This is a genomic window from Streptomyces griseorubiginosus (assembly GCF_017614965.1).
Classification (GTDB): domain Bacteria; phylum Actinomycetota; class Actinomycetes; order Streptomycetales; family Streptomycetaceae; genus Streptomyces; species Streptomyces griseorubiginosus_B.
The window spans coordinates 1-11,089 of sequence record NZ_WVUG01000293.1 but is presented as its reverse complement, the minus strand read 5'-3'; the positions used below and the strand labels follow the sequence as shown (position 1 = coordinate 11,089).

At 71.6% G+C, this 11,089-nt stretch carries 11 protein-coding genes; 3 read left to right on the top strand and 8 right to left on the bottom strand.

Going from position 1 to position 11,089, the window contains the following annotated elements; translation table 11 throughout:
- The 3 genes from GRC12_RS35660 to GRC12_RS35650 all read right to left on the bottom strand — a co-directional run.
- On the bottom strand, positions 1 to 253 hold a 253-nt coding region (locus GRC12_RS35660; protein ID WP_308286713.1), incomplete at its 3' end, for a biotin/lipoyl-containing protein.
- 60 nt (positions 254 to 313) lie between these two features.
- Complete coding sequence (gene lpdA / locus GRC12_RS35655; RefSeq protein ID WP_165954800.1) at positions 314 to 1,702, bottom strand: dihydrolipoyl dehydrogenase; 1,389 nt, start codon at positions 1,700 to 1,702, stop codon at positions 314 to 316.
- 241 nt (positions 1,703 to 1,943) lie between these two features.
- Positions 1,944 to 3,470 (bottom strand): leucyl aminopeptidase, encoded by a 1,527-nt coding sequence (locus tag GRC12_RS35650; protein WP_208784150.1) that lies wholly within the window; start codon positions 3,468 to 3,470, stop codon positions 1,944 to 1,946.
- Positions 3,471 to 3,709: 239 nt separating this feature from the next.
- On the opposite strand from GRC12_RS35650, the gene GRC12_RS35645 reads away from it, so the two are divergent.
- The gene (locus GRC12_RS35645) at positions 3,710 to 4,507 is read left to right on the top strand and encodes an endo alpha-1,4 polygalactosaminidase (protein ID WP_208784148.1); all 798 of its coding nucleotides are present in this window, start codon (positions 3,710 to 3,712) and stop codon (positions 4,505 to 4,507) included.
- A gap of 16 nt (positions 4,508 to 4,523) precedes the next feature.
- On the opposite strand, the gene GRC12_RS35640 is transcribed toward GRC12_RS35645, so the two are convergent.
- Complete coding sequence (locus GRC12_RS35640) at positions 4,524 to 5,318, bottom strand: adenosylcobinamide-GDP ribazoletransferase (RefSeq protein ID WP_208784147.1); 795 nt, start codon at positions 5,316 to 5,318, stop codon at positions 4,524 to 4,526.
- Between the two features lie 60 nt (positions 5,319 to 5,378).
- Here GRC12_RS35640 and GRC12_RS35635 point away from each other — a divergent pair, with 60 nt between their 5' ends.
- Complete coding sequence (locus GRC12_RS35635) at positions 5,379 to 6,143, top strand: hypothetical protein (RefSeq protein ID WP_208784146.1); 765 nt, start codon at positions 5,379 to 5,381, stop codon at positions 6,141 to 6,143.
- 380 nt (positions 6,144 to 6,523) lie between these two features.
- On the opposite strand, the gene GRC12_RS35630 is transcribed toward GRC12_RS35635, so the two are convergent.
- From GRC12_RS35630 to cobT, 3 genes are all read right to left on the bottom strand, one after another.
- Positions 6,524 to 7,264 carry a hypothetical protein gene (locus tag GRC12_RS35630; protein WP_244374284.1) on the bottom strand — a complete coding sequence of 247 codons (741 nt, stop codon included), beginning with the start codon at positions 7,262 to 7,264 and terminating at the stop codon, positions 6,524 to 6,526.
- Between the two features lie 60 nt (positions 7,265 to 7,324).
- Positions 7,325 to 9,061, bottom strand: a complete 1,737-nt coding sequence (locus GRC12_RS35625) for a phosphatidylglycerol lysyltransferase domain-containing protein (RefSeq protein ID WP_208784145.1) — start codon at positions 9,059 to 9,061, stop codon at positions 7,325 to 7,327.
- 83 nt (positions 9,062 to 9,144) lie between these two features.
- Positions 9,145 to 10,245, bottom strand: a complete 1,101-nt coding sequence (gene cobT / locus GRC12_RS35620; RefSeq protein ID WP_208784144.1) for a nicotinate-nucleotide--dimethylbenzimidazole phosphoribosyltransferase — start codon at positions 10,243 to 10,245, stop codon at positions 9,145 to 9,147.
- 104 nt (positions 10,246 to 10,349) lie between these two features.
- On the opposite strand from cobT, the gene GRC12_RS35615 reads away from it, so the two are divergent.
- Positions 10,350 to 10,862: a hypothetical protein gene (locus tag GRC12_RS35615; protein ID WP_308286712.1), complete on the top strand. Its 513-nt coding sequence runs from the start codon at positions 10,350 to 10,352 to the stop codon at positions 10,860 to 10,862.
- A 90-nt stretch (positions 10,863 to 10,952) separates the two neighbouring features.
- Here the strand turns inward: GRC12_RS35615 and GRC12_RS35610 are convergent.
- The coding region (locus GRC12_RS35610; protein ID WP_208784152.1) for a bifunctional adenosylcobinamide kinase/adenosylcobinamide-phosphate guanylyltransferase at positions 10,953 to 11,089 on the bottom strand (137 nt) is incomplete at its 5' end.

Here is an 11,089-nt window from a genome sequence, read left to right as displayed (position 1 = left end):
CCGCGGGGGCGCCGCTGCCGTCGTCGATGACGGCCAGCTCGGCGCCGACCTCAACGGTCTCGTCCTCGGCGACCTTGATGGAGGCGAGGACACCGGCGGCGGGCGAGGGGATCTCGGTGTCGACCTTGTCGGTCGAGACCTCGAGCAGCGGCTCGTCGGCCTCGACGCGCTCGCCCTCGGCCTTCAGCCAGCGGGTGACAGTGCCCTCGGTGACGCTCTCGCCGAGCGCCGGAAGGGTTACGGAAACCGCCATGGTTTCGGTTGCTCCTTACGAATTGCGGAAGTCTGAGTCGTCGCGTTCGTCGACCGAGGGTCAGTCGTGCGCGTGCAGCGGCTTGCCGGCCAGGGCCAGGTGGGCCTCGCCGAGCGCCTCGTTCTGCGTCGGGTGGGCGTGGATGAGCTGGGCGACCTCCGCGGGCAGCGCCTCCCAGTTGTAGATCAGCTGGGCCTCGCCGACCTGCTCGCCCATGCGGTCGCCGACCATGTGGACGCCGACCACGGCGCCGTCCTTGACCTGGACGAGCTTGATCTCGCCCGAGGTGTTCAGGATCTTGCTCCTGCCGTTGCCCGCGAGGTTGTACTTCAGAGCGACGACCTTGTCCGCACCGTAGATCTCCTTGGCCTTGGCCTCGGTGATGCCCACGGAGGCGACCTCCGGGTGGCAGTACGTGACCCGGGGGACGCCGTCGTAGTCGATCGGGACGGTCTTCAGACCGGCCAGACGCTCCGCCACCAGGATGCCCTCGGCGAAGCCGACGTGCGCGAGCTGGAGCGTCGGGACGAGGTCACCGACGGCGGAGATGGTCGGGACGTTGGTGCGCATGTACTCGTCGACCAGGACGTAGCCGCGGTCCATGGCGACACCCTGCTCCTCGTAGCCCAGGCCCTGCGAGACCGGGCCGCGGCCGACGGCGACCAGCAGGATCTCGGCCTCGAACTCCTTGCCGTCGGCGAGGGTGACCTTGACACCGTCCTGGGTGTACTCGGCCTTCTGGAAGAAGGTGCCCAGGTTGAACTTGATCCCGCGCTTGCGGAACGCGCGCTCGAGAAGCTTCGAGGAGTTCTCGTCCTCGACCGGGACGAGGTGCTTGAGGCCCTCGATGACGGTGACGTCCGCACCGAAGGACTTCCAGGCGGAGGCGAACTCGACGCCGATGACACCGCCGCCGAGGATGATCGCGGACTTCGGCACGCGGTCCAGGACGAGGGCGTGGTCGGAGGAGATGATCCGGTTGCCGTCGATCTCCAGGCCCGGCAGCGACTTCGGCACGGAGCCGGTCGCCAGCAGGACGTGACGGCCCTGGACGCGCTGTCCGTTGACGTCGACCGAGGTGGGGGAGGACAGACGCCCCTCGCCCTCGATGTACGTCACCTTCCGGGAGGCGACGAGACCCTGCAGGCCCTTGTACAGGCCGGAGATCACGCCGTCCTTGTACTTGTGGACCCCCGCGATGTCGATGCCCTCGAAGGAGGCCTTCACGCCGAACTGCTCGCTCTCGCGGGCCTGGTCGGCGATCTCGCCCGCGTGCAGCAGGGCCTTGGTGGGGATGCATCCCCGGTGCAGGCAGGTACCGCCGACCTTGTCCTTCTCGATCAGGGCGACGTCCAGGCCCAGCTGCGCCCCGCGCAGGGCCGCGGCGTAACCGCCACTACCACCGCCGAGGATCACTAGGTCGAAAACGGTGCTGGCGTCGTTCGCCACGTCACGTCCTCCATGCATGTGCGCCACGCCGGTCAGCGGTGACCGGTCGGCGGCTGGTGTCCGGCCGCTCTTGTCTTCGGCCCTGTGGTGGGGCCCTGTCCTGCCGTGGCCCATCTTCGCACTTGTCAGGGGTGAACGAGACGCCGGGCCGGGGTGTGAGACGTCCCACGTTCAGTCGAGCGCTCACGGAAAAGGGGGCTCCGCGCTACCCGCGTGCGGAGCCCCCTCGACCGGGTCGATATCAGCCCAGGTCACCGGCGGCGGTCAGCTCCGCCAGCCGCACCAGCGTCCGTACCGCCGTACCCGTACCGCCCTTGGGGGTGTACCCGAAGGGGCCGCCCTCGTTGAAGGCCGGGCCCGCGATGTCCAGGTGGGCCCAGGTGATGCCCTCGCCCACGAACTCGCGCAGGAAGAGACCGGCGACCAGGCCGCCGCCCATCCGCTCGCCCATGTTGGCGATGTCGGCGGTGGGGGAGTCCATGCCCTTGCGCAGGTGCTCCGGCAGCGGCATCGGCCAGGCCGGCTCGCCGACCTCCTCGGCGGCCTCGTGCACGGCGGAGCGGAACGCGTCGTCGTTCGCCATGATCCCGAACGTCCGGCTGCCCAGCGCCAGCATCATCGCGCCGGTCAGGGTCGCGACGTCGACGATGGCGTCCGGCTTCTCCTGCGAGGCGGCCCACAGCGCGTCCGCCAGCACCAGCCGGCCCTCGGCGTCGGTGTTGAGCACCTCGACGGTCTTGCCGCTGTACATGCGCAGCACGTCACCGGGGCGCGTGGCGGACCCGGAGGGCATGTTCTCGGCGAGCGCCAGCCACCCGGTGACGTTCACCTCCAGGCCGAGACGCGCGGCGGCGACCACGGCCGCGAAGACCGCGGCGGCACCGCTCATGTCGCACTTCATCGTCTCGTTGTGCCCGGCCGGCTTCAGCGAGATGCCGCCCGAGTCGTAGGTGATGCCCTTGCCGACGAACGCGAGGTGCTTCTTCGCCTTGGAGGAGGTGTACGACAGCTTCACCAGCCGCGGCCCCGACGCCGATCCCGCGCCGACGCCGAGGATGCCGCCGTAGCCGCCCTTCTCCAGGGCCTTCACGTCGAGCACCTGCACCTTGATGCCGTGCTCCTTGGCCGCGGCCGAGGCGATCGCCGCGAACGCCTCGGGGTTCAGGTCGTTCGGCGGGGTGTTGATGAGGTCGCGCGCGCGGTTGAGCTCCTCGGCGACGGCGACGGCCCGCTCGACGGCGGCCTTGTGCTCCTTGTCCCGGGGCCTGGCGCCGAGCAGCGCGGCCTCGGCGAGCGGCGCCTTGCCGTTCCTCTCCTTCGGGTCCTTGCCGTTCTCCTTGTAGACGTCGAAGGAGTACGCGCCCAGCAGCACGCCCTCGCCGATCGCGCCGACATCGGCGGCGTCGGTGACGGGCAGGGCGAAGGCGGCCTTCTTGGTGCCGGTGAGGGCGCGGGCGGCGGCGCCGGCGGCCTTGCGCAGGGACTCGGCGGCGTAACCGGCGTCCTTCTCGGGCTCGGCGCCCAGGCCGACCGCCAGCACGAGCGGGGCCTTGAAGCCGGAGGGCGCGGGCAGCTTCGTCACCTCGCCCTCGGCGCCGGAGGCACCGAGGGTTTCCAGGACGCCGGCGAGGCTGCCGCCGTAGGCCTTGTCGACGGCCTCGGCGCCCGGCGCGACGACCGGGTTCTTCGCGCCCTTGGCGACACCGATCACGATCGCGTCGGCCCGCAGGCCGGGCGCCGCGGCGGTGCTGAGAGTGAGAGCAGTCACGGTGGTGAAATCTCGCTTCCGAATGTGAGGTTCCTGTGGTCGATCGGTGTGGGTCGACCGGGCCCGACAGCCGACCCTAGATGCGACCTGAGGGTGCGGTTTCCGCGGGGCCTTCCCCGGTGCGGCGAACACTGCCGCTGAGCCTACGCGCGTGCGTGCGTTCACTCATTCCTGAGGACGTGTTCACCTGGGATCGGAGATCATCCTCGGGCGACCCTCCCCACCTCTGGAGCCCCACCGTGAAACGCCCGATACTCCTGCTCGCCGCCCTTCTCCTGCTGACGGGCTGCGGCGCCGCGACCGACTCCGCCCAGGACTCCGACTCCGGTGCCTCCGGCGGGCGTTGGCAGCCGCGCCCCGGGGTGGCCTGGCAGTGGCAGCTCAACGGCCGGCTCGACACCTCCGTCGACGTGCCCGTCTACGATGTCGACGGCTTCGACCAGTCCCGGGCCACGGTGAGCGCGCTGCACGACGAGGGCCGCAAGGTCATCTGCTACATCTCGACCGGAGCCTGGGAGGACTGGCGGCCCGACGCGAAGAAGTTCCCCGAGTCGGTGATCGGCAGGTCCAACGGCTGGAAGGGCGAGCGCTGGCTCGACATCCGCAGGACGGACGTCCTCGAACCGCTGATGGCGGCCCGCCTCGACATGTGCCGCAAGAAGGGCTTCGACGCGGTGGAGCCGGACAACATGGACGGCTACAAGAACAGCACCGGCTTCCCCCTCAAGGCCGCCGACCAGCTCCGCTACAACCGGCTCGTCGCCCGGCTCGCCCACGACCGGGGCATGGCCGTCGGCCTGAAGAACGACCTCGACCAGATCCCGGCCCTCGTCGAGGACTTCGACTTCGCGGTCAACGAACAGTGCGCGCAGTACGGCGAGTGCGCCGCCATGAAACCCTTCATCGCCGCGGACAAGGCCGTCTTCCACGTGGAGTACGAACTCCCGACGAGCCGCTTCTGCCCCGAGACCCGGCGCCTGAGGTTCAGCTCGATGCTCAAGAAGTACGACCTGGACGCCTGGCGCCGCCCCTGCTGACCGGCGACGACAGGCCCTAACGCCCCAGCGACAGCACCACCAGCGACACCGTCGCCGCCGTCTCCGCGAGCCCTCCGAACACATCGCCTGTCACCCCGCCGAAGCGGCGGGTGCAGTGGCGCAGGAGGAGTTCGGCGACGGCGACGGCGGCGAGCACCGCCACCGCCGTCCGGACCATGTCGTACGTCCCCAGCAGCGCGCCGGCGCACACCGCGAGCCCGGTCACCGCGACCGCCGCGGCCACCGCGCCCCGCACCGGAACCACTCCCGCGACCGCCGCGCCCAGCCCCTCCGGCCGCGCGGCGGGCACGCCCTCCCGCGCGGCCAGGGTGAGGGCGAGCCGGGCCGCGGTCGCCGAGACGACGGCGGCCAGCGCGCCCCGCCCCCATGAGCCGCCGTACGCCTGCGCCAGCGCGGCCACCTGGGCCAGCAGCACGAAGACCAGGGTGATGACCCCGAACGGGCCGATGTCGGACTGCTTCATGATCCGCAGCGCGTCCTCGGCGGGCTTCCCGCTGCCCAGCCCGTCCGCGGTGTCCGCGAGGCCGTCCAGGTGCAGACCCCGGGTGAGGACGGCGGGCACGGCGGCGGAGGCGACGGCGGCGAGCAGCGCGCCCGCGCCCAGCGCCAGCAGCAGTACGCCGGCCAGGGCCGCGCAGCCGCCGACGACCAGCCCGGCGGCCGGGGCGCACAGCATGCCGGCACGTGCCGCGTCCCGGTCCCAGCGGGTCACCTTCACGGGCAGCACGGTCAGCGTGCCGAAGGCGAAGCGGAGGCCGTCCGGCCAGGGCGTCTTGGAGGGTTCGGGCACCGGCGCAGGTTACCCGGCGGTCGGGAGGAGGCCTGCGGCGGCCGTCGCTAAAGTGCGCATATGGGACATTGGCTGCAGCGCAACATCGTCGAGCCGGGCAAGCTGCCGCTGCTGCTCGCCCTGACCTCGTTCGTGCTGACGTTCTTCGTCACCCGGCTCATCACCCGGCTCATCCGGGCGGGCAAGGGGCCCTTCGGGAACGTCAAGGCGGGCGGACTGCACATCCACCACGTGGTGCCCGGCGTCGTGCTCACCGTGGTGGGCGGGTTCGGGGCGGTGGCCAGTGACCGGCACGGTTTCGGGGCCGCCGTGTGCGCGGTGCTGTTCGGGATGGGAGCGGGGCTGGTCCTGGACGAGTTCGCGCTGATCGTCCATCTCGACGACGTCTACTGGTCCGAGCAGGGCCGCCGCAGTGTCGAGGTCGTCGTCCTCACGGCGGCCCTGGTCGGGCTGCTCCTCGCCGGGTTCGCGCCGTTCGGCGTCAACGACATGAGCCAGACCGAACTCCAGGACCGGGGCAGCGTGATCTCGACGGTCGTGGTCAACTTCGCCTTCTCCCTGCTCGTCCTGACCAAGGGCAAGCCACGGATGGCGATCTTCAGCGTGATCGTCCCGCTGGTCGGCCTCATCGGCCTGGTCCGGCTCGCCCGCCCCGGCTCGCCCTGGGCCCGCCGCTTCTACCGGCGCCGCCCGCGCGCCCGCGCCAAGGCCGTCCTGCGCGCCTACCACCGCGACCGCCGCTGGTTCGGCCCCCGCCGCAGACTCCAGGACTGGATCGGCGGCAAACCCGACCCGGTCCCGACCCGCGCCCTCGACCACCACTGACACGGCCGCCGGCCCGAGCTCTCGCTCGCCGGGTTCCTGCCCGGCCCTGAGGTGTGCCGTGACCGCCGGCACCTCCGACCGGCGGGTTGGCGCTACCCCGGCCGGTGGCTTCTTCGCGTGGGTCGGGGGAACTCCCCGGCCAGTGCGCCTAGGGCCCGTTGCGAAAGTCCCGCCTGCCCCGCGACGCCCGGCACGCTCCCCCAGAGGGGGCGCCCCCACTCGCCGCACCGGGCACAACCCCAAGTACATCCAGTACGAGGGCTTGCACCCGGCACGCCGAGAGCACGCTCCCCCACGCTCGAACAACCTCGCGCGGGGGACCCCCATGACGCCGCAGGGCCCGCCCTCCGGGCGGACGGCGGGACTTTCGCAACAGGCACCTAACGCCGTGACCGCCGCGGGTGGGGTTCCCGGCGTGGGGCTGTGGACGGGATCAGGGAGTGGCCCGGGACCGAATCAGTGAGCGGTCGGCGGCGGCGTCGGCGGAGTGCCGAGAGGGTGATCAGGGCGGCCACCGCCGCGATCGCCGCGAGGTGCTCCTTGCCGGCCAGGTTGCCCTTCAACGCCACCTCGACCGCCATCGCCGCGGTCACCGCGCCCGCCGTCACATACGCGCCGTAACGCCAGCCGAGGAAGACGGCCAGACCCACCACGGCCGCCGACGGACCGGTGTCGACCACCCGGGCGTCCGACGAAGGCAGGCCGAAGAGGCTGTCGAAGCCCAGCACGATGCCCAGACGCGCGTACAGGGTGCCGGCCAGCGTCGCGGTGTAGGCGATGACCAGCGTGCGCAGCCGGCCGAGGCAGATCTCCGCGATCCCGAAGACGAACAGGACCTGCAGGAGCGCGCCCCACACCGGCAGGTCCAGCGCGGGCACGAACAGGGAGAGCGGCGTGCGCAGCAGGGCCAGCCACAGCGGGTCCTCGGCCCGCACCCCGCCGACGTCCTGCACGAACCCGTACCCCCAGGACTGGTTCTGCACGATCTGCACGGCCGCCGTCAGCGCCACCGCCGCGAGCGTCATCGGGACCGCCCGCAGGCGCCGCTCGACCAGCGGCTCGCGCACGGTGACGTACACGAGCCCCCATTCGGCACGGGCCCAGCGGGCGAGCCTGTTCATCCGGCCGGTCCTCATCAGGTCCTCATCCGGTCCTCGTCCGTCGTGCTGTCGCTGCCGCTCCTACCGGTGGGTCTCCAGGTGCCGCCGATGCAGCCACTTCGGCAGCCCCGGTGCCTCCAGGAACCCCTCCGCGTGCGCCGACGCGAGGCCGATGCGTGGGAGGTCGGCGCTCTTCTCGAAGAGCAGGAAGCGTGGCTCCCAGATGGGCCGGTACTTGGCGTTGGCGCGGTACAGCGACTCGATCTGCCACCAGCGGGAGAAGAAGCTGAGCAGCGAGCGCCACAGCCTCAGCACCGGCCCGGCCCCGAGACGCGCCCCACGTTCGAAGACCGAACGGAACATGGCGAAGTTGAGCGAAACCTGGGTGATCCCGATATCCCCGGCACGGCGCAGCAGTTCCAGCACCATGAACTCCATGAGCCCGTTGTCCGAGTCGCGGTCCCGGCGCATCAGGTCCAGCGAGAGCCCGTGCGGCCCCCACGGCACGAAGGACAGCAGCGCCTTGAGCTCACCCCGCGCGTCCGTGCACTCCAGCATCACGCACTGCCCGTCCTCCGGGTCCCCGAGCCGCCCCAGCGCCATGCTGAACCCGCGCTCGGTCGCCCCGTCCCGCCAGTCGTCCGCCCGCTTCAGCAGGTACGTCATCTCGTCGGCCGGGATGTCCTCGTGCCGCCGTACACGCACCCCGTACCCGGCCCGCTTCACGCGGTTGTAGGCCTGCCGCACGGTCCGCATGGCCCGCCCCTCCAGGGTGAACTCGGCGACGTCCACGATCGCCTCGTCACCCAGTTCCAGGGCGTCCATCCCGTGGCGCGCGTACACCGTGCCCGCCTCCTCGCTCGCCCCCATCACGGCCGGGATCCACCCGTGCGCCCGGGCCTCGGCGAGCCACGGCTCGATGGCGCCCGGCCAGGCCTCCGGATCCCCGAGCGGATCACCGGAGGCCAGCGAGACGCCTCCCACCACCCGGTAGGCGACCGCCGCCTTCCCGGTCGGCGACCACACCACGCTCTTCTCCCGGCGCAGCGCGAAGTAGCCGAGCGAGTCGCGCTCCCCGTGCCGTTCCAGCAGCGCCCGCAGCCGCTTCTCGTCGTCCTCGGTGATCGGGTCGACGGCCCGCCGGGAGCGGAAGGCTGCGTAGAGGACGGCGAGGACGAGCAGGGTGCTGAGCACGTTGATGGCGACGTTGACCCAGTTCGGCGCGTCGATGCCGGGGAAGCGGGACTCGTCGACGGCGACCGAGACCAGCCGGAAGGTGCCGTAGCGCCAGCGCTCAAGGAACGTCGAACTCGACGCGTCCGGCGCCTGGTTGGTGACCGTGACCAGCAGGCCGGCGAGCAGCGAGGCGGCCAGCGTGCCACCGACCGCGACGGCGGCGGCGAGCTTCGGGTTCGACCGGTCGCCCTTGGCGTAGAACTCCCTGCGGCCCACCAGCAGCGCGGCGACGAAGACCGCGGTGAGGCCGAGGGAGATCCAGTTCTGGGCGTACTGGCGGATCTCCGGGAACGCCATCGCGAAGGCGAACAGCCCGAGGAAGGGGCCGGCCAGCGCGAGGTTGAGGATCCAGGCGGCGCGCTTGCGGCGGCGCATGGTGATGGCGAGGAAGGCGGTGAACACCCCCGACGCGAAGCCGGCGGTCAGCAGGTACGGCGTGAAGAAGTTCTCCTGGTTGTGCCGCCGCACGTCCTGCCCCAGGGAGACCCAGACGGCACTGAGGAAATTGACGAACGCGACGGCCCGCAGGTACCAGACTGCGAAAGCGGCGGATCGACGCGAGGCATTTCGGGCATCTCCCATGGATGAGGATCATATGGGGGATGCCCGGCCGAACCCGTCCATCTTTGGTCTGCCGTGCGGCCGACTTTCGGCTGTCGCGCCGCCTATTCCGTCGCTTCCTTCTCGACTTCCGCGGTTTTCTCGTCCTCCTCGGGAACCTCGGGCTTCTCCGGCAACTCCGCGGACAGCGCCGCCGCGGCCTGTACCAGCGGCAGCGCGAGCAGCGCGCCCGCGCCCTCGCCGACCGTCACCCCCTGGGTCAGCAGCGGCTCCAACGCCATCCGGTCCAGCGCCTTCGCCTGACCCGGCTCCCCGCTGTCGTGCGCCGCCAGCCACCAGTCCGGCGCCCGGAACGCGATCCGCTGGGCCACCAGCGCGCAGGCGGACACCACGACCCCGTCGAGGATCACCGGCGTCTTGCGCACGGCGCTCTGCAGCAGAAAGCCCGTCATCGCGGCGATGTCGGCCCCGCCCACGCTCGCCAGCAGCTGAAGCTGGTCCCCGAGCACCGGCCGGGCCCGCCGCAACGCGTCCCGGATGGCCGCGCACTTGCGCATCCACGCCAGGTCGTCGATCGCGAGCCCGCCCCGCCCGGTCACCACGGAGGCGTCGGTCCCGCACAACGCGGCGATCAGCACGCCCGCCACCGTCGTCCCGCCCACGCTCACATCGCCGAGCACCACCAGATCCGTACCCGAGTCGGCCTCCTCGTCGGCGACGTCGACCCCCGCCCGGAACGCCGCCTCCGCCTCCTCCAGGCTGAGCGCGTCCTCGATGTCGATCCGCCCGCTGCCGCGCCGCACCCGGTGCCGCACGACCTCGTCCGGAAGCGAGTCCGGGTCGCAGTCCAGAGACATGTCGACGACCCGCACCGGCACCCCGAGCCGCCGCGCCAGCACCGACACCGGACGGCCGCCCTCCAGCACCTCGCGCACCAACTCGCCGGCGCCGCCCGGGCGTCGCGCCGAGACACCCAGCTCGGCGACCCCGTGGTCACCAGCGAAGAGCACCACCCGGGGCCGTTCGATCGGCCGCACCGGTACCGCGGACTGCGCCGCGGACAGCCACTCACCCAGGTCGTCGAGGCGGCCCAGCGACCCGGGCGGCACGATCTGACGCTCCCGGCGCGCCTCGGCGTCGCGGCGCACCCCGCCGTCGGGGCGCTCGATCAGATCGGTGAAGTCGTCGAGATTAAGCGAGCTCATTCGCCGAACAGTACCGGCACCGATCGAACAGGACGGCGCCACATCGCCATCACGCGCATCCCACGTCGTTGCCCACCACAGCCGTACACCTTATGTTCCCTTTTGTGGCTATTTCGGTGCGTCTCCTCAGCGACCTGGACCAACAACGCCGCCACCTCGGTACGGCCCGAGCGGTCCTCAGACTCCTCCCCGAACCGGAGAGCTGGCTGGATGTGGCCACGGGCGACGCGGACTTCCCCGGAACCGCCCGACGCCTTTTCCCCTACACGTCCTTCGACGGCACGGACCCGACACCCCGGGTCGCACACGCCCAGGCGGCGGAACGAGTGGAGCAGGCCTACGTGGGCCCCCTGACCCACCCTCACATCGCAAGGGCCGTCAGATCCCGCTACGACGTGGTGACGATGCGGCGCGCCCCGGCTTCGAGGGAGGAACTCCGCACGGCCGTCACCGCGCTCCGCCCGCACGGCCTCCTGGTCGTGGCGGCCCCGGGTCCCCACTGTGCAAGCGTGCGCACGGAGTTGGAGTCCCGGGGCTGCGTACTCGTCCGATCGAACCACCCAGTCCTGGACCGCCTGGCCAAGACACGGCTTCTGATCGCATGCCGGGTGCCCTGAGCGCCCCTCCGGGAGCGCGGGGCGGCATCGATGTGCGGCTCCGCCGCGTGGGTGCGACCAACCCCCACCGACCCGCAGCAAAAGAACCCGTCACCCCCGCAAAACCACCGCCTGCCCCGCGACAACCAGCACCACCGCCTCACACTCCGCCCCGAACCCCGCGTTCAACCGCCCCAGCTCATCCCGATACCGCCGCCCGGAAGCCGTGGCGGGCACGATCCCCGACC

Bases quoted from the DNA above. Each gene is read 5' to 3' on its own strand.
- GRC12_RS35635 (WP_208784146.1), top strand. From the start codon at position 5,379: ATGGGACATTGGCTGCAGCGCAACATCGTCGAGCCGGGCAAGCTGCCG.
- GRC12_RS35630 (WP_244374284.1), bottom strand. From the start codon at position 7,264: ATGAACAGGCTCGCCCGCTGGGCCCGTGCCGAATGGGGGCTCGTGTAC.
- GRC12_RS35625 (WP_208784145.1), bottom strand. From the start codon at position 9,061: ATGGGAGATGCCCGAAATGCCTCGCGTCGATCCGCCGCTTTCGCAGTC.
- cobT (WP_208784144.1), bottom strand. From the start codon at position 10,245: ATGAGCTCGCTTAATCTCGACGACTTCACCGATCTGATCGAGCGCCCC.